The 16,855-nt window shown below is 61.0% G+C and carries 12 protein-coding genes and 1 tRNA gene; 3 read left to right on the top strand and 10 right to left on the bottom strand.

Annotation, left to right across the window (positions count from 1 at the left end):
* Positions 1 to 49: 49 nt before the first annotated feature.
* The 5 genes from ACKUUJ_RS04265 to pheS form a co-directional block, all read right to left on the bottom strand.
* On the bottom strand, positions 50 to 820 hold the full coding sequence (locus ACKUUJ_RS04265; protein ID WP_409064765.1) for an energy-coupling factor ABC transporter ATP-binding protein: 771 nt from the start codon (positions 818 to 820) through the stop codon (positions 50 to 52).
* A gap of 44 nt (positions 821 to 864) precedes the next feature.
* Positions 865 to 1,701, bottom strand: coding sequence for an energy-coupling factor transporter transmembrane component T family protein (locus ACKUUJ_RS04260; protein ID WP_409064764.1), 837 nt, complete (start codon positions 1,699 to 1,701; stop codon positions 865 to 867).
* Positions 1,679 to 2,764, bottom strand: a complete 1,086-nt coding sequence (gene cbiM, locus ACKUUJ_RS04255) for a cobalt transporter CbiM (protein WP_409064763.1) — start codon at positions 2,762 to 2,764, stop codon at positions 1,679 to 1,681. Before cbiM ends, ACKUUJ_RS04260 begins: the two co-directional genes overlap by 23 nt.
* A 245-nt stretch (positions 2,765 to 3,009) precedes the next feature.
* Positions 3,010 to 5,463: a phenylalanine--tRNA ligase subunit beta gene (pheT, locus tag ACKUUJ_RS04250; protein WP_409064762.1), complete on the bottom strand. Its 2,454-nt coding sequence runs from the start codon at positions 5,461 to 5,463 to the stop codon at positions 3,010 to 3,012.
* Between the two features lie 162 nt (positions 5,464 to 5,625).
* Positions 5,626 to 6,702 (bottom strand): phenylalanine--tRNA ligase subunit alpha, encoded by a 1,077-nt coding sequence (gene pheS, locus ACKUUJ_RS04245; protein ID WP_022094464.1) that lies wholly within the window; start codon positions 6,700 to 6,702, stop codon positions 5,626 to 5,628.
* A 504-nt stretch (positions 6,703 to 7,206) separates the two neighbouring features.
* Between pheS and ACKUUJ_RS04240 the strand changes: the two genes are divergently transcribed.
* Positions 7,207 to 8,781, top strand: coding sequence for a carboxypeptidase M32 (locus tag ACKUUJ_RS04240; RefSeq protein WP_409064761.1), 1,575 nt, complete (start codon positions 7,207 to 7,209; stop codon positions 8,779 to 8,781).
* Between the two features lie 97 nt (positions 8,782 to 8,878).
* Here the strand turns inward: ACKUUJ_RS04240 and glmM are convergent, their stop codons facing one another.
* From glmM to ACKUUJ_RS04225, 3 genes are all read right to left on the bottom strand, one after another.
* On the bottom strand, positions 8,879 to 10,210 hold the full coding sequence (gene glmM, locus ACKUUJ_RS04235) for a phosphoglucosamine mutase (protein WP_196022477.1): 1,332 nt from the start codon (positions 10,208 to 10,210) through the stop codon (positions 8,879 to 8,881).
* 83 nt (positions 10,211 to 10,293) lie between these two features.
* A complete protein-coding gene (locus ACKUUJ_RS04230) occupies positions 10,294 to 12,606 on the bottom strand; it encodes a DUF4012 domain-containing protein (protein ID WP_409064760.1) in 2,313 nt (770 codons plus the stop codon).
* 149 nt (positions 12,607 to 12,755) lie between these two features.
* A complete protein-coding gene (locus tag ACKUUJ_RS04225; RefSeq protein WP_409064759.1) occupies positions 12,756 to 13,778 on the bottom strand; it encodes a DMT family transporter in 1,023 nt (340 codons plus the stop codon).
* Positions 13,779 to 14,067: 289 nt separating this feature from the next.
* Between ACKUUJ_RS04225 and ACKUUJ_RS04220 the strand changes: the two genes are divergently transcribed.
* A tRNA-Val gene (locus tag ACKUUJ_RS04220) sits at positions 14,068 to 14,142 on the top strand.
* A gap of 226 nt (positions 14,143 to 14,368) precedes the next feature.
* Entirely contained in the window at positions 14,369 to 15,055 is a 687-nt protein-coding gene (locus tag ACKUUJ_RS04215) for a DUF5710 domain-containing protein (protein ID WP_409064758.1), read from the top strand.
* Between the two features lie 217 nt (positions 15,056 to 15,272).
* Here ACKUUJ_RS04215 and ACKUUJ_RS04210 read toward each other — a convergent pair whose 3' ends face one another.
* Both ACKUUJ_RS04210 and ACKUUJ_RS04205 read right to left on the bottom strand, forming a co-directional pair.
* Positions 15,273 to 16,091 (bottom strand): PTS system mannose/fructose/sorbose family transporter subunit IID, encoded by an 819-nt coding sequence (locus ACKUUJ_RS04210; protein ID WP_349075030.1) that lies wholly within the window; start codon positions 16,089 to 16,091, stop codon positions 15,273 to 15,275.
* The gene (locus ACKUUJ_RS04205) at positions 16,081 to 16,851 is read right to left on the bottom strand and encodes a PTS mannose/fructose/sorbose/N-acetylgalactosamine transporter subunit IIC (RefSeq protein ID WP_409064757.1); all 771 of its coding nucleotides are present in this window, start codon (positions 16,849 to 16,851) and stop codon (positions 16,081 to 16,083) included. Before ACKUUJ_RS04205 ends, ACKUUJ_RS04210 begins: the two co-directional genes overlap by 11 nt.
* Positions 16,852 to 16,855 lie beyond the last annotated feature (4 nt).

Below are 16,855 nucleotides of genomic sequence, written 5' to 3'. Positions count from 1 at the left end.
ACCATCACGGCAAAGCCGCGCAGGCGGCTACGCACGCTCTACGCAGCAACTATTCCGCAGCGCCGCTCTCGGTTCCATACGACGACACCGGCGCCTCGACCACATGGTGATATCGATCGATATAGATTGCACGGGCACTCAGGCGTCGCACCAAATCCTGGTGATGTGTGCTCATCAAGACCGTCTTACCCGCCGCGACGTAGGCCAGCAAGAAGTTGACCACGATGTCGCATGAATCCTCGTCGAGCCCATTGGTAGGCTCGTCGAGCACCAGGATATCCGGGTTCATCGACACCACCGCAGCCAGCGCAACGCGCTTCTTTTGCCCGCCCGAGAGCTGATAGGGAGAGACGTCGGCAAGGTCGGCAACCTGGAATAGCTCCATGGCATCGCGGACGCGGCGCTCGAGCTCGTCTGCCGGCAACCCCATCTGCGCGGGACCAAAAGCAACTTCCTCGCCCACCGTAGCGCAGAACAGCTGGGCGTCGGCATTCTGGAACACAAAGCCCACGCGCTGATGAAAACGCTGAGCGGCCGCAGAATCCTTTAGAAACGCCGCATCGACCGCATGCCCGTCGAACAGGTACGCACCCGCGTCCGCAAGCTCAAGGCCGTTGATAAGACGCATAATCGTCGTCTTGCCGCAGCCGTTAGGACCAAGCAGAGCAACGAGCTCTCCACGGTTCACCTGCAATGAAACGCCATCGACCACCGTATGACCCGCATAGGAAAACACCACGTCGCGAAACTCGATGAGCGGCGTGACCTCGGCGCCGGCAGCACCGCTCGCACCCATCGCGTTATTCGTATCGTTTGCCAAAACGTCGCCCTTCCCTACTCACATCAACGGTTCGACCGTCCGCGCTACAGCACCGCGCACAACACGGCGAGCAACGCCACAACGGCCGCGTAAACCGCATCGCGCCAGCCAAAGCCGCTCCGTGCAGGCGCCGGATACACGCCGGCGAAGCCGCGACACAGCATGGCCTCGTCCATCGCGCGGCTGCATTCCATCGCCTTGATAAACGTCATGCCCATGATACCCGCCAGCGAATCGGTGCGCGAAAAACCCGCAGGCGCGGAACCGACGCTGCGCAGCATGACCGATTCGCACAGATCGTGCGCCGTGCGTCCCAGCACCTCAATATGCTTGAGCGCCATATCAAACGTAAAGATAACCTCGTCGGGCAGGTGCAGCATTTTGAGCGCCGCCGACATGCGGCTCCAGGTGAGCGTCCACGAAACACCCAGCACCAGCGACACATTAATAAACGTCTTGAGCGCGATCTTGAGCATGGCGCCCATGGCAGACGCGCTCAGCAACAGGGCAGGCAGCGCCAGAACCACCGCAAGCCCCGTGGCGCCAAGCGCCGGTACAAAAGTCGCGCGCAACCCGCGCGCGGGGCGCACCGCGACCAGCACCAGCGCGATAGCCGCCATCAGCATCAGGTACAGCGGGCTCTGCGTCAGACACACGCACAGGACGCAAACGAACATCCCCACCAGGCGCACCGGAGCCGAAACGCAAGAAAGGGCGCGGTCGACCATCGACCCGCCCTCGTGCGCGCCTCCACCCAGGCGAACCCGCTCAAGCAGGCTCGCCAGGTGCAGGACGTTCTTTTGCATCACGCGATGACGAGCGCCCGTGGGCTCGTAACGCTGCTCGACCGCAAGCCAGCTAGGCAGCTCGACCATCGCCATGGGCTCCGCTTTCCTTGACCGTCAGCGAGATCAGACGGAATGCGATGGTGAGCACCGCCACGCCAATCACGCCGGACAGGATATACATGGCAGCCTGACCGACAAAGCCAAGACCCTGTTCCTCGGAATAGGCCTGCAGGTAATCACCCGTAGGCAGAGCGTCGGCAAAGGTCGGAGTATCGAGGCCGACCGAAGCCTGCAGACTGTCGTCACCAGCCTCCTGAACGGCAGTCGCGGCGCCCTCAGCGTCCCACTCGCCCCAGGCATCACCGGTAGCAAGCAAGCCGAGCGGCGTAGCCACGACAAGCACGGCGACCAGGATGAGCGTGGGGACCAGCGAGGTCTTCTTAGCAGCAGTGCCCTCGGCAGCAAGCTGGCCATCGACGGCCTCGGGCCCGACGATAACGCTCGGCGCCGTCTTCTTAATGAAACCGTAGATGGCGGCCGTCGCCACGCCCTCGACCACGCCGGCAACCAACATATGCGGAATCATCATAGCCGGAATGGCAATGGACAGCGGGAAGGGGCAGTACAGCGGAGCGCCCGAAGCATTCGTGAAAAGCATCGGCTGAATACCAAACTCGATTGCTGCGCACAGGGCCGCCAGGCACAGGCCGACCCAGCCGCTTACGATGGCCGAAACCGAGGTGCCCCAGCTCTTGTCGTGCAAGCGGCTGTTGAGTGCACGGAACACGATAGCAGCGGCAAACGGCAGCACGAAGGCCATGTTAAAGCAGTTGGCGCCAAAGGACAGAATGCCGCCGTCGCCAAACAGCAGCGCCTGCAGCGCCAGCGCGACCGAGACGGCAATGGCAGCAGCCTCGGGGCCCAGCAGCAGCGCGATGAGCGCGCCACCAACGGCGTGACCAGTGGTACCGCCGGGCAGCGGCACGTTGAACATCATGAGCAAGAAGGAGAATGCGGCGCAGATGCCCAGGAACGCCATGTGCTCGCGATCGAGCGTGGCGCGCACCTTCTTGATGCAGTGAACCCAAACGGGCACCATCGCCACTGCCATGACGGCATCGGTCTGCGGGGACAGATAATTATCTGGAATGTGCATGTACGCCTCCCGGTTGTCGGCGCACGGAATTGCAACGCCGCCTGAATCACCTTGTCAGTGTTACGTATTGTCAGATTCGTAACACGCCGCGGGCTATCATAGCAAAACGGCGCGCTGCCGACAAAGCAGCACGCCGTTATGTAATGCGCGTGTCATATATGCAGGCTCAGCAGTGCCTTATACCGAGCATAGCAATCACGTAGGACTCGGCGGCAGCCACCGCTGACCTATACCCAGCGCAAGCCCTAGCCGCGGACCTCGCCGTTTACGCCCTTGCACACCTTGGTGACGATCTTCTGGTGCGCCTTCTCGACCTCTTCGCTGGTGAGCGTGTGGTCGTCGGAGCGATACGTAAGCGCAAAGGCCATGGACTTCTTGCCCGCTCCGATGCGGATGGGATCGCGGTAGACGTCGAACAGGCGCACGCCCTCGAGCAGCTTGCCGCCGGCGCTGGTAATGCGGCGCTCAAGATCCTCGCAGGTCACGGAGTTGTCGACCACGATAGCAAGGTCGTGCTCAACGGCCGGGTACTGCGAGAACTCACGGTAGTTCTCCTGGTTGCGGGCGCCCTTGATCAGCTTGTCCAGGTCGAGCTCAAAGGCAACGACAACCTCGTCAATGCCCATAGCCTCGCGCGCCTCGGGGTGAATCTCGCCAACCCAGCCCAGCACGGTACCGCCGGACAGAACCTCGGCGGCGCGACCCGGCTGCAAGAAGGCATAGCCCTCGCCCTCGACGGGACGGAAGCGAACCTTCTCGATGCGCAGCTGAGCAAGCAGCTCCTCGACAATGCCCTTGCCAAAGAAGAAGCGCAGCTTACGGTACTTCATGTTCCAGGACTGCTCGCTCCACTGGCCCGAGAGCACGCCCGCCACGGACTTGGTCTCCTTGGGCAGGCTGGCGTTCTCGCGGCCATGGAACAGGCTGCCGACCTCGTACAGGTGCACGTTGGGCGTGCCGTGGGCCTCGTTGTAGGCCACAGACTGCAGCAGACCCGGCAGCAGCGAGCGGCGCATCTCGGTCTGCTCGGCCACCAGCGGGTTCATGAGAACCACGGGGCAGCCGCGGCCCTCGGTGGACATACCAATCTTCTCCAGGTCGCCCGGGGCGGCAAAGCCAAAGGTCGTGGTCTCGTTGAGGCCGCAGGCGCGCAGGATCTCGCCGACCTTACGGGTGAGCTTCTGCTCGCGGGTCAGGCCGCCGATGTGGTTCTTGGCAGCCGGGATGGTCGCCGTAACGCGGCCCATGCCCCATAGGCGCAGGACCTCCTCGATCAGGTCGATCTCACGCGGCAGGTCGGGACGGAAGCTCGGCGGGGTGACCATGAAGTCCTCGCCGTCGCGCTCGACGGTGCAGCCCAGGCGGGTGAGCGAACGCTCGATAAAGTCGGGCTCGATGTCGGCACCGCAGATGGCACGCACGCGGGCCAGGCGCAGCTTAATGCTGTCGATGGTCTTGGGCGCGGGGAACACGTCCACATAGCCGGGAGCAACCTCGCCGCCGGCGATCTCCTCGATCAGCGCGCAGGTAACGTTGGCGACATCCACGCAGCCGGTCTCGTCGACCTGGCGCTCAAAGCGAATGGAGGCGTCGGAGATCAGCGACAGATCGCGGCTGGTGTGCGAGGTGCGACCGGCGTTGAAGCAGGCGCTCTCGACCATCACGTCGACGGTGTCGTCCTCGATCTCGGAATCCATGCCGCCCATTACGCCGGCCAGCGCCACGGGACGCTCGCCGTCGGTGATGAGACCCATACCGGCGTCGAGCACGCGCTCCTCGCCGTCGAGCGTCGTGAACTTCTCGTCCTGCTGGGCGGCGCGAACCACCACACGACGGTGGCCATCGCGCTCGGCAAAGGTGTCCAGGTCAAAGGCGTGCAGCGGCTGACCGGTGAGCATCATCACATAGTTGGTGATGTCGACGATGTTGTTGTGCGGGCGCACGCCCAAGGCGTTAAGGCGCTTGACCATCCAGTCGGGCGACGGGCCGACCTTGACGTTGCGCACGATGCGGGCAACGTAGCGGTCGCACAGGCCCTCGTCGGCAATCTCGACCGAAAGCTCGTCGTCGGTCGCGCGGCCGGTCTCGGCCTTGATGGCGGGCAGCTCAACGTGGAAATCGCGGTCGAAGATGGCGCCGGTCTCGCGGGCCATGCCGATCATGGACAGGCAATCGGGACGGTTGGGCGTGATCTCGCAGTCGAGCACGGTGTCGCTCGAGCCCACGTACTCGGCAAACGGCATGCCGCAGGGCGTATCCTCGGGCAGGATCATGATGCCGGAGTGGTCGCCGCCCAAGCCGAGCTCGCGCGCGGAGCAGTTCATGCCCATGGACACGACGCCGCGAAGCTTGCTCTTCTTGATCTTGACGTCGCCGGGCAGGACAGCGCCGATCATGGCCGTGACGATGTGGTCGCCGGCCTCGAAGTTCTGCGCGCCGCAGACGATCTGCAGCGGAGCGGGATTGCCGTCGGCGTCGAGATTCTTGTCGCCCACATCGACCGAGCACACATACATGTGGTCGCTATCGGGGTGCGGGATCTTGGTGAGCACCTTGGCGGTCACCACGTGGTCGAAGGACTCGCCCACGGTGTCGATCGCCTCGACCTCGGTGCCGGTACGGATATATTCGTCCGAAAGGGTCTTGGGATCCTCCGGAATATCGATCATGGTCTTGAGCCAGTCGTAAGAAACGCGCATGTAGCTCTCCTAGTTCTTAATCTCCGCATAGGGAGGAAATATCAAATGAAGACGTTCGCCTTAGGGTTGTCCAGGTGCCCCAGGTTGGCGTGAAAGAGGAGCGACGCGTACTAAAGGTACGCGAGCGACGGTTGAACGCCAAGATGGGGTGCCTGGGCAAGCCTAAAATTGGTTCAGGAAACGCATATCGCCTGTCATCAGGGTTCTGAGGTCCGGCAGGTCGTAGCGCAGGGCCGCGACGCGCTCGGCGCCAATACCAAAGGCGAAGCCGGTGTACTTCTCGGGGTCGATACCGCAGTTGATCAGGACGTTGGGGTCGACCATGCCGCAGCCCAGGATCTCGATCCAGCCGCTGTGTTTGCAGAAGTTGCAGCCCTTGCCGCCGCACACATGGCAGCTCACGTCCACCTCGCAGGAAGGCTCAGTGAAGGGGAAGAAGTGCGGGCGGTAACGCGTCTTGCGGTCCTCGCCAAACATGCACTTAACAAAGTAGTCGAGCGTGCCCTTAAGATCGCCAAAGGTGATGCCCTCGTCGACGACCAGGCCCTCGATCTGGTTGAACTGCGGCAGGTGGCAGGCGTCGGCCGTGTCGGGACGATAGACGGTGCCCGGGCAGATCATGTAGATGGGCGGCTTCTGCGACTCCATGGTGTGGATCTGCACGCCCGAGGTCTGGGTGCGCAGCAGCACGTCGGACTCGCCGTGGGCGTGAGCCTCGGGGTGTGCGACGCTGCCGGGGTTGTTGTCGACCACGTAGAAGGTGTCGCGGGCCGAGCGGCTCGGGTGATCCATGGGGGCGTTGAGCGCGGTGAAGTTGTAGTAGGAGGTGTCGACCATGGGACCGGACTCGACGGTGTAGCCGATGCCGCAGAAGATGTCCTCGGCCTCCTCGATGATCTGCTTGATCAGGTGCTGGTGACCGATCTGCGGACGGATGCCCGGCAGCGTGATATCGACGGCCTCGTGCTCGAGTGTGTGCTTGAGGGCGGCGGCCTTCATCTCGGTGGTGCGCTCGTCGAGCATGCCCTCAATCAGCTGGCGCATCTCGTTGGCGCGCTTGCCCATCATGGGACGATCCTCGGGGGCGAGCTTGCCCATCATGCGCATCAGGCCAGTGATGCGGCCCTTGCGGCCGAGCAGCTCAACGCGCGCGGCCTCGAGCTTTGCGGCGTCGTCGGCGCCCGCGACGAGCTCCTTGGCCTCTTCCTCGAGTTTGACCAGATCATCAATCAGACTCATGTCTTCCCTTTCGTCTCTCGCGCTCCCCGCTTGCCGAGGCGGCTGCCGCCGTCTGACGTTGCGAAAACGCGGCCCGGTTCGGTAACAAAAAACCGCCCTCGGGCATGTGCATTGCCCAAGGACGGTTGAATTCCGCGGTACCACCTTGTTTGACCCGGCGGATGTCTGGCCCGCCGCGCCCACTCTTTGCCCCTTGTCGCGAGGCTCACGGCTTCCCTACTGGGGCTTCGCCGCCGCTGGCCGCGTGCCCGTTGAGGTCGCTGCTCGGGAGTGAACGCTTGGCCCTTGTCACCGCAGGAAGGCTTGCAGCCCATGACCTTCCCTCTCTTGCCGGCGACGCGGCGGGCAAAACCCTCTCCGTCAACGCATTGGGCTATAGGATACCACATTGTGTGGGCGTATCGCCGCGTTCCGTTTTGTTCGTGCTGGGTACAAGGCAGGTAGCTGTGCAAACTGGCCGTGCGCCCAGCCGTGGCGTTCGGCTCGCGAGATCAAGGATATGGTATGGAAAAGAAGCACGATAAGAAGGCCAAGCCCGCAGCGGGCAAGACACCCAAAGGCATGAAGGTCGATAAGGCCGTCAAAAAATTCCGCAAGCTCGAAGGCAAACTGTGGACCCGCGAGTACCTGCTCAAGATTGCCGAGTTTGACGGCGCGACCATTGCTCCCGCCAACGGTGCCGCCGCCCGTGCCGACGCCATGGGCACCCTTGCCGGCGAGCACCATAAGCTCCTGACCAGCGAAAAGTCTGTCGAACTTGTACGTTCGCTGGCACGCGAGACCGTCACCGGCGGAAAGATCGACGACCCGCAGCTGCTTGACGAGATTCGCGTGCTCGGCCGCGACCAGCGCGAGGCAAGCGTCATCCCCACCGAGGAGGCCGAGGCCTGGACCAGGCTCACCTGCGAGGCCGACGCCGTGTGGCACAAGGCCAAAGCGGCCAACGACTGGGCGAGCTTTGAGCCCTATGTGGACAAAATCGTCAGCCAGCTCAAGCATCAGGCCGAGCTCATGGACCCCAAGCGCGACCCATACGACGTGTGGCTCGACCAGTACGAGCGCGGCCTTTCCACCGAGAGCTTCGATGCGTTTTGCGACGAGGTTAAGGCCACGGTCGTGCCGCTCGTGCACGCCATCGGCGAGCGCGGCCAGCAGCCCGCTGCCGACTTTTTGCATGCCCGCGTGCCCGAGGCCGCCCAGCGCGCCATGAGCTTCGACCTGATGAAACTCGTCGGCCTGGACCTGGACGACACCACGCTTGCCTTTACCGAGCATCCGTTTAGCGAGGGCTTCTCGGTGGGCGACGCGCGCATCGCCACGCACATCTACGAGGACGATTGCATCTCCAACGTCTACAGCATCATCCACGAGGCCGGCCACGCCATGTACGAGCTGGGCGTGAACCCCGCCTACGCGCGCACGTGCCTGGAGGGCGGCACCTCCATGGGCATCCACGAGAGCCAGAGCCGCTTTTTCGAGAACACCGTGGGCCGCAGCCGCGCCTTTATGGGACCGCTGCTCGAGGTGCTGCGCCGCCACGCGCCCGAGGTCTACGGCAACGTGGACGAGGACACGCTCTACCGCGCCGTGAACATCGCTCAGCCGTCGCTGATCCGTACCGAGGCCGACGAGCTCACCTACCCGCTGCATATCATGGTGCGTTACGAGATTGAGCGCATGCTGTTTGCCGGCGAGGCCACGGCCAAGGACATCCCCGCGCTTTGGAATCGCTTTATGGACGAGTACCTGGGCATTCCCGTTCCCAACGACACACGCGGCTGCCTGCAAGATACGCACTGGAGCGGCGGCTCGTTTGGCTACTTCCCCACGTATGCGCTGGGTAGCGCCTACGATGCCATGTTTGTGCCGGCCATGTGCCGCGACGGCGTCGACCTCAATGGCGCCTGTGCGAGCGGCGATCTGGCGCCCGTCCGCGCCTGGCTGGGCGAGCACATTTGGCAGTGGGGCCGCGCCAAGGACGCGCCGGAACTCATCAAGGGCGCATGCGGCATGGCGTTCGATGCCCGCTACTACTGCAGCTACCTGCAGGACAAGTTCACCACGCTCTACGAGCTGTAAGGCATAACCGACACGTCAACGCAAAGGGGACGCCGCGGAACCAATCCGCGGCGCCCCCTTTCCACCTAGTTGTTTAAGAACGTCCCCAATGACTACCTTACAGAGCCTCGAGCGCGTTGGCGATGCGCTTCATGGCGGCATCGGCGGATGCTTGGTCGGGCGCCTCGGCCAGCACGCGGATAACCGACTCGGTTCCGCTCTTGCGCACGAGCACGCGGCCCTCGCCTGCCAGCGCAGCCTCGGCCTCGGCGATGGCGTTCTGCACGCCCATGTTCTCGAGCGCGGCATCCTTGTCCGCCACGTGCACGGCCACCTGCGCCTGCGGCAGCAGCTTGCACGGAGCCGTGAGCTGCGAGAGCGTCTCGCGCTCGGCACGAATCACTTCCATCACGCGCAGCGAGGTCATAATGCCGTCGCCCGTGCGCTCGATATCGCCAAAGATCGTATGGCCCGTCTGCTCGCCACCCAGGCTGTAGCCGCCCTCGCGCATCTTGGCATACACGTGACGGTCGCCCACGCCGCTGGTCACGGCGCTCAGACCGGCAAGCTCCAGCGACTTGACCAGGCCAAAGTTGCTGGCAATCGTCGGCACCACGGTACCGCCCGAGAGTCGCCCGTGCTTGTTCAGATACACGCCGCACACGTACAGGATCTGGTCGCCGTCTACCACGCGACCGCGCTCATCCACGGCCAGGCAGCGGTCGGCATCGCCGTCGTAGGCAAAACCCACGTCCAGGCCCTGCTCCACCACATGGCGCTGCAGACGCTCCATATGCGTGGAGCCGCAGTCGACGTTGATGTTAAAACCATCGGGCGCGGCGTTGATCACGCGCACGTCAGCGCCCAGCGCGTCGAACACCGGCTTGGCCACCGAGGAAGCCGAGCCGTTGGCGCAGTCGATACCGATCTTGACGCCCTGCAGCGAAAAGTTCACGCTGGCGATGAGCGAAGCAATGTAGCGGTTGCGGCCCTGCATGTAGTCCACCGTGGCGCCGATGTGGTTGCCCGTGGCCAGCGGCACCTCGCTCTTGCCATCGATGTAGTCCTCGATGAGCTCCAGTACGTCCTCGTCCATCTTAAAGCCGTCGCTGTTGACGAGCTTAATGCCGTTATCGCAAAACGGGTTGTGGCTCGCGCTGATCATGATGCCGCAATCGAAGCAGCCCTCCACGGTCTGATGCGCCACGCCCGGCGTGGGGATCACGTGCAGCATATAGGCGTCCGCACCGCTCGCGACCAGACCGCTCACCAGCGCCGCCTCGAACATATAACTCGAGCGACGCGTGTCCTTGCCCACGATGACGCGTGCCTTGCGCTCGCGGTTGGCGCCGTAATACCAGCCCACAAAACGGCCAATCTTATAAGCGTGCTCTACCGTCAGCCCAACGTTGGCCTCACCGCGAAAGCCGTCGGTGCCAAAGTACTTCATGCGCTCTCCTTACAAAATAGGGGCGGACAGATTGCCTGTCCGCCCCAAAATGGTACTCGATTATCTGCGCTACCAGAAAAACCCTACGCCGACGCGCTGTCGCGAGCCGCCTGGCATGTAGGGGTCTGACGCAGCGTAAGAGGCTTGTCCCCCGCCTCGGCCGACGTGGTCAGCGTATACGTGATCGTCGTCGTCTCGCCAGCATGCAGGTCAACGGTGCCCGAATAGAAGGGGATTCCATGCCACGTAGCGGCACCAAGACCAAACTGGGTACCCTCAACCGTAAGGTCACTGATGTTGCCACCCGTCGGGGCAAACAACGAGACATTCAGACGCTCGTCGTCACGCGCGGCATCGGGCGCGCTCGCCGCAACGTAGTCGGGCAGCTTGCCAGCCTCCTCCTGCGTCATGATGTTCGTCAGGGTAACGGTGATGCGATAGGAGCACGTGCCGTCGCCGTTCTTCACGCCCTGACCAATCTGAGTGTCGGCGTTCAGATACCAGTCGAGCTTGGAGAAGCTCAGGTTGTTAAAGTAAACGCCGGCAACGGGATCGGCACTCGGATCATCCGGATCGGGCAGCGAAGCGTCAATGCCCGTCTCTTTGATGGCATTCTGCTCATCATCGTTTCTCATCCACGCGATCAGGCGGCCCTCTTCGGCACCGCGCTCAACGGCGCTGACAAGCTTCGTAACATCGACATCGCCGATACCGCCAAGGACCTTGTCGAAGGCAGCGCTGGCGACGGATGCAAAGATGCCGTCCGACTCCTCGACCGGATAGTTCCAGTACACATCGTGCATGAGGACCTTTGCGGCGTTGGTGCCGTCGACAACCGTTCCGTCGGGCAGTGACACGTTACCGACCAGGCCCAGCAGATACTGCAGGAACACCGGGTCGATACCGATGACGCCATCAACGTCCTGTCCATACTGGGACTTCCACAGCGCGGCGACACGCTGCGAGTTGCGGGGCCAATCAGGCGAATAGGTATTGCCCGAGTTGTACAGGTTGCTGTGGTTGCCGAACAGCGCCTCATCCTCTTCGTCGACGCTCTCGACCGCCTCATCCTCGCTGAGTCCAATGCGGGGAACAAACTCGCCAATCGACATCTGACCGTCGGTGACCGAAATCAGGCCCTGCGAACCGCCAAAGCCGCCGCAGGCACGAATCTCGACGTTGTTCATGGCGTACATAAGGTAGTTGCGCGTCTGGCCGTTGGCGCCGAGCATCTGGGGAAGGACGGGGGCGACCTTCTCCGCCGCGTCAACCGCGCCGTTGAGGGTGGCAAAGCCGTCCTTGGCCTTATCGACCAGCTCGGTCACCTGGGAAATATGAGTATCGCCAATGCCCTGGACCTTCTCGTTGGCGCTCTTGAACACCTTCGAGCTGCTGGAAAGCGAATCGGCGACCGCCTGCAGCGCGGACACGTTAATCATGCCGTCCTGGAACAGCTTGCCGGGCGTGGCCTGCGAAAGGTTGTCGGCCATGGGAACCAGCGCGTTGCTCGAGACATCGGACAAGGCGTCGATCATGGTGCGGGCTGCGTTGATGTCACTGCCATACACCGGGATAAACGATGCCGCCGTCCACAGCGGGCTCGAGGTCTCCGCCTTCATGCTGTCGCAGAGCTCATCGATCTTCTTCGCGTCGTCAGGCAGCGTCGAAAAATCGCCCGACGTGACCTTGTCCTTAAGGCCACCGACGATCTCGACAGCCTCCTTCGCTTCGCTCTTTACGGTCTTTGCCGAGTTAAGCAGCATAAAGCCGCTTGCGCCAAGCGCAACGAGAAGCACCGCGACTACAACGGCAATAATGGCGCCGGTGTGACGCTTTTTGCGCTCGCCCTTGCGATGGCGATGACGGACCAGACCGTCAGAGGTCGAACTCGGCGAAGCGTCGCCACCGTAGTTCAAGCCAAAATCGTAATAATCTTCCTTGGAACCCGAGCCCGCAAACTCGGCACCGCTATCATCCAGGCGGGCGAACGTGCCAGTCTCGGAGGCGCCGGTGTAAATCGTGCCAAGGTTACCCGTAAGCCCCGCGCCACCGGCAGAGGGAGTATTGTTGGCGGCCTTGTCGGCATTAACGTTGCCGGCGGCATTCGCGGCGTTGGCAGCACCTGCGTTGTTCGCGGGTACCGAAGGAGCCCCGCTCGGCTGCGACGTGGAGGTTGCACCGCCCGCAAAGACATTCCCTCTTGCACGGCCGGTCTTTTTTGCCTTTTGAGACTGCTCGTACAGAGCGGTAAACATCGCTGTCTCGCCCGGGGACACGCGCTTACCGGAACCGCCCTGTCCAGCGCCGCCCGGCGTGCCGGCCTTACCAGCCCCGTTCGGACGCGGCGGAACTGCAGGACGGCCGCTATCGCTGCCCTTAAAGTGATTACCAGCCATAAAGAAATCCTCGCAATTGAGTCGCAATGAAAAAGTCCATAACGTTACTAGTTTATGGCATTTTGAGCATCGACAGCTAAACTCCAGACACGGACATCAATTGGCGAAAATGCGGCACAACACCTTTTCCGTCTTGGCAGCGGCGCCAGCTACACCGTGAGGAACATCATCACGATGATCATGGCAAAGCCGATAAGGTCGGTCGGCAAAAACACCGTGCCCAGCATAACGGCGCTGGTGATGGTCGCCGAGACGGGCTCCACGGTTCCGATGAGGCTCGCACGTACCGAGCCGATGTCCTTAACGCCCTGCATATAGAGCATGTAAGCAAAAAACGAGCCGATAACCACGAACACCGCGAGCGCCTCGACGCCGGCAGCGTCGAGCGCCGGCATATGCGCCCAGGGCTGCACGAAGACGCACGAGACCACGCCCGCCGTGAGCATTGCCGAACCCGTGACGATGGGGCTGCCGTATTCGGGCAGGATCTTGGCGGGAATCACCGCCATACACGCGGCGCTGACCGCACACATAAGACCTGCTGCCAGGCCAAGCGGCGAAATATTCAGGCTGGTGGGGTCACCGCCGGTGGCGATTAAAAAGGTTCCACCCAGAGCCAGGCCAATGCCGATGACTTCGCGAGTACGCGGCATGCGGCGATCGATCACGCAGGTGTAGCCCATGATGATAACGAGCTGCAGGCACTGGAGCACCGTCGCGGTTCCGGCGTTCGTCAGGCGCACGGCCGAAAGATAGCAAAACTGGTTGAACAGCAGGCCAAAGGCGGTAAAGAGCAGCAGCTGCTTGCGATCGGCGGGTGTGGTCCAGAGCTTAATCAGGCGCTCGCGGTCGCGCGTAACAACCACGGCCATAAAGAGTAGACCGGCGAGAATCTGACGCACGCTCATAAGCCACAAGGTGTCGACGTGGTAGGTATCGAACAGAAAGCTCGCGCTGGTGCCCGAGAAGCCCCAAAACGAACCGCCCACCAGCGTAGCCAAGACGCCCGTGATCATCTTGCGCGACGACGCATCGTTAAGGCGCTCGCGCCAGGCGCGGCGGGTGCTACGGCTGAGCTCGTCGATGCCCTCGGGCACATCAATGTTCGATATATCGGTCATCGGCACCGAAGCCCCTGCGCCTTCGACCTGCTCGACACACTCTTTGCTCATTCCACTCCCCCGAAACAGCCTGGAAACAATTCGGCTTACCTTACCACGGCGAAGTCACCAGCTGGAGGCTTGTCCGCTTATCGGTAGGACAATTCCGCAGGCGTCTTTCCATAGCTCGATACCGCAATGGCCTTGCATTATGCGACAGCCAAATCGCGGCAGCAGGCTCTTTTGAAATGGATGCGACAAAGCCCCCGAATTCCACAATGTAAGCGATTTTTAAAAATGTTCTTGCCACCGAGTTCAGGCTCCGTTATATTATCCCTTGCGCGCTTGCGCACCCTTGATCGGGCGTTTAGCTCAGGGGGAGAGCGCTTCCCTGACACGGAAGAGGTCAGAAGTTCAAATCTTCTAACGCCCACCAAATGTTCGCAGCTCAGAGGCTATGCCCTCTGGGCTGTTTTGTTTTATGTCGCCAAATCCGCTGGCAGCTCCAACCGCCCAACTGGCCAAATGCCGACCATCTACTTGTCGATCTATCCATCGGCATAACCAATCAGTCCGCACCGCAGCTTCTCGGCAAAACGCCGCGATGTCTGCGCCCTGCGGTATCCTTGAGCCACTTGCACCTGCAGCACCAAGGAGCCGCCATGCGCACCGAGCTCGATGTCCCCTTTTCGCACAAAGAAGAAGCCAAGGCGCTGGGCGCCAAATGGGACCGGACCAAGAAGATCTGGTATGTACCCAGCGGCGTCAACCCCGAGCCCTTTGCCGAGTGGCTGCCCGGTGTTGACCGATCCGACCCCTCAGCGCCGTATATATATCTAGTACTGGGCAAGCGCGAGTGCTGGAAGTGTCACAAAGAGACCTCGGTCGCGGCCTTTGGCATTCCCTATCGAACCGATAACGACGAGAGCATCGCCATCGCGCACGCGCCCAACGAAGCCGGGCACATTGCCATCGACACGGCCAACGCCAACGCACTCGCCATCGTGCCCGCTCTTGGCTGCGTGCCGGGCGAGATCCGCGACTACCTTCATAAGCGTTGCGGCTACAAGCCCGTAGGCGCGCGAGCCTCCAAAGCCCCGTCGCTCGGCAACACGTGCACCAGTTGCGACGCGCTGCAAGGCAGCCGCCATCTGTTCGAGGAGCCCTCGTCCCCGTTTGCCCTCACTGCCATCAACAAGCTGCCGGCACTGGAGTTTGTGCGCGTCGAAGTTGCCGGCGTCTTTGGCGTTCCGACCACGCGCACCGACTTTGACCAGGCGCTCTTTACCTGGGCACGCGACCATCACGCCGAGTTCCACAAGAGCCTGTTCGAGGGAATTTACCTGTAGGGCAAAGCTCGAAAATCGAGTATGCGCAGGTAGCAAGGTATATCTAACGGGAAACCGAGAGGCCGACACTTAGCTGACCAACAATCGATAATCGATACTCCGACTGAATAAATACAGAAACAACCCCCCCGCATCGGAGTCAGTGCAGGGGGGGGCAGTGCCTAAACCAAAACTCAGCCGGATGGCAATCAGCTCACGCTAAGCAAGGATATCAACTCTAGAGAATTCCAACCGCAGAGCATGCAATCGAAAAGACGACTATCGAGACAAGAACGACCGCAGTATTTGGCTTCTTTCCCATAACCCAATAAATCACAGCTGTTGCGATTACCGAAAGCAGGCATGGCATAATCTGATCCAGCACGCCTTGAATGGCAAGGGCCTCATCGCCCGAACCGAAAGCCAGCGGAGTTGTAACGCTCACCATTGAGGCAATCATTGCTCCCACCGCCATCATGCCGACGACGCCAGTCAGTCTCGTCAGACGTTTCATGATATTTGTCTCGGACAGCTTAACGAGTAGCTTGCTGCCCATCTCGTAACCTTTAATGGCGCAAATGTAGCGCACGGCTTGTGCAGGTATGTTAAACAGTAAGAAAAATAGGACAGCGCCGAGCGGGTTCCCCTGCATTGCGATGGAGCAGCCAATTCCGGCAGTAACCGTACGCCAAGTTGTTAGAAACAACGAATCGCCAATGCCGGACAACGGGCCCATAAGCGAAGTCTTCACATTGCTGATAGCTTCTCCACCAATTTCTCCGCCGTTCGCCTTCACCTCCTCCATTGCTGTCACAATTCCACAAACCAGTGTCGCGAGATAGGGGGTGATGTTAAAGAACTCAAGATGGCGCTTCAATGCGTCTGCGCGATCTTCTTTCGACGGATACAGCTTCTTGATAATTGGGCCAAGCGTAAATGCATTCGCAAGGTACATTTGCCGCTCGTAATCCCAGGACCCCTCGAATGTCATTGAGCGTAGGAAAATTTTATTGAGATCGGACTTGGTGATTTTCGATCCACCTTCTTTAGAACTCATCGTCGTCTCCTTCCACAGAAGCCGTAACAGCGACAGCGGATTCGCGATCTTTAAATACCATCAACAGCACAATTCCGGCGGCGATGAGCGAAACACCCAAGATTGGCAAGCCCAGATACGCACTGAGAACGAATCCAAAGATCATATAAGGCAACAATTTCCGGTCCATGATAGTCCTAAGCAGAATGACAAAGCCGAGGGCGGGCAAAATGCCTGCGGCAACCGTCAAGCCATGCTGGACAAATTCGGGAATAGCCGCAAGTACGCCTTCCATAACCGGAGCACCCAGCGCATAAGCTGCGGTCACATACAGCGCCTGGGGAATAATGAACCCGAAGAAGCTAGAGATAAGATGGGTCCTGCACACCCCGTCAACGTCTCCTCGTTCGGCATATCCATCGGCAGCGCGATTAATAAGAGGAATCAGAACGATGTAGCAAAAATTCCTGATTACCATTCCGAGCATTGAAATTGGGATTGCCAAAGCAACGCCGGCGCCAGCATCTGAATGGGAAATGATCGCAAACGCAGTGCCCAAAATGCCACCGGAAATCACGTCAGGAGGCGCAGCCGCTCCGATTCCCTGAGCGCCCATAAGGGCCAGCTCAATCGTGGCGCCGATAATACAGCCACTTGCCAAATCACCGAATGCGAGACCCACAATTGTTCCCGTTATCAGGGGTCTATCAAGCATTGATTTACCAAGAAACCAATTCGAGTAGCTAAAGCATGAAATAAGAAAGATCAACAGAATGTCCATTGCA

The sequence above is a fragment of the Collinsella sp. wc0583 genome (assembly GCF_046116915.1).
GTDB lineage: Bacteria > Actinomycetota > Coriobacteriia > Coriobacteriales > Coriobacteriaceae > Collinsella.
Note: the sequence above shows the minus strand (reverse complement) of the source record. Positions and strands in the feature narration are given on the sequence as shown.

Bases quoted from the DNA above. Each gene is read 5' to 3' on its own strand.
- cbiM (WP_409064763.1), bottom strand. From the start codon at position 2,764: ATGCACATTCCAGATAATTATCTGTCCCCGCAGACCGATGCCGTCATG.
- pheT (WP_409064762.1), bottom strand. From the start codon at position 5,463: ATGCGCGTTTCTTACGACTGGCTCAAGACCATGATCGATATTCCGGAG.
- ACKUUJ_RS04210 (WP_349075030.1), bottom strand. From the start codon at position 16,091: ATGAGTTCTAAAGAAGGTGGATCGAAAATCACCAAGTCCGATCTCAAT.
- ACKUUJ_RS04225 (WP_409064759.1), bottom strand. From the start codon at position 13,778: ATGAGCAAAGAGTGTGTCGAGCAGGTCGAAGGCGCAGGGGCTTCGGTG.
- ACKUUJ_RS04260 (WP_409064764.1), bottom strand. From the start codon at position 1,701: ATGGCGATGGTCGAGCTGCCTAGCTGGCTTGCGGTCGAGCAGCGTTAC.
- ACKUUJ_RS04230 (WP_409064760.1), bottom strand. From the start codon at position 12,606: ATGGCTGGTAATCACTTTAAGGGCAGCGATAGCGGCCGTCCTGCAGTT.
- ACKUUJ_RS04240 (WP_409064761.1), top strand. From the start codon at position 7,207: ATGGAAAAGAAGCACGATAAGAAGGCCAAGCCCGCAGCGGGCAAGACA.
- ACKUUJ_RS04205 (WP_409064757.1), bottom strand. From the start codon at position 16,851: ATGGACATTCTGTTGATCTTTCTTATTTCATGCTTTAGCTACTCGAAT.
- glmM (WP_196022477.1), bottom strand. From the start codon at position 10,210: ATGAAGTACTTTGGCACCGACGGCTTTCGCGGTGAGGCCAACGTTGGG.
- ACKUUJ_RS04215 (WP_409064758.1), top strand. From the start codon at position 14,369: ATGCGCACCGAGCTCGATGTCCCCTTTTCGCACAAAGAAGAAGCCAAG.
- pheS (WP_022094464.1), bottom strand. From the start codon at position 6,702: ATGAGTCTGATTGATGATCTGGTCAAACTCGAGGAAGAGGCCAAGGAG.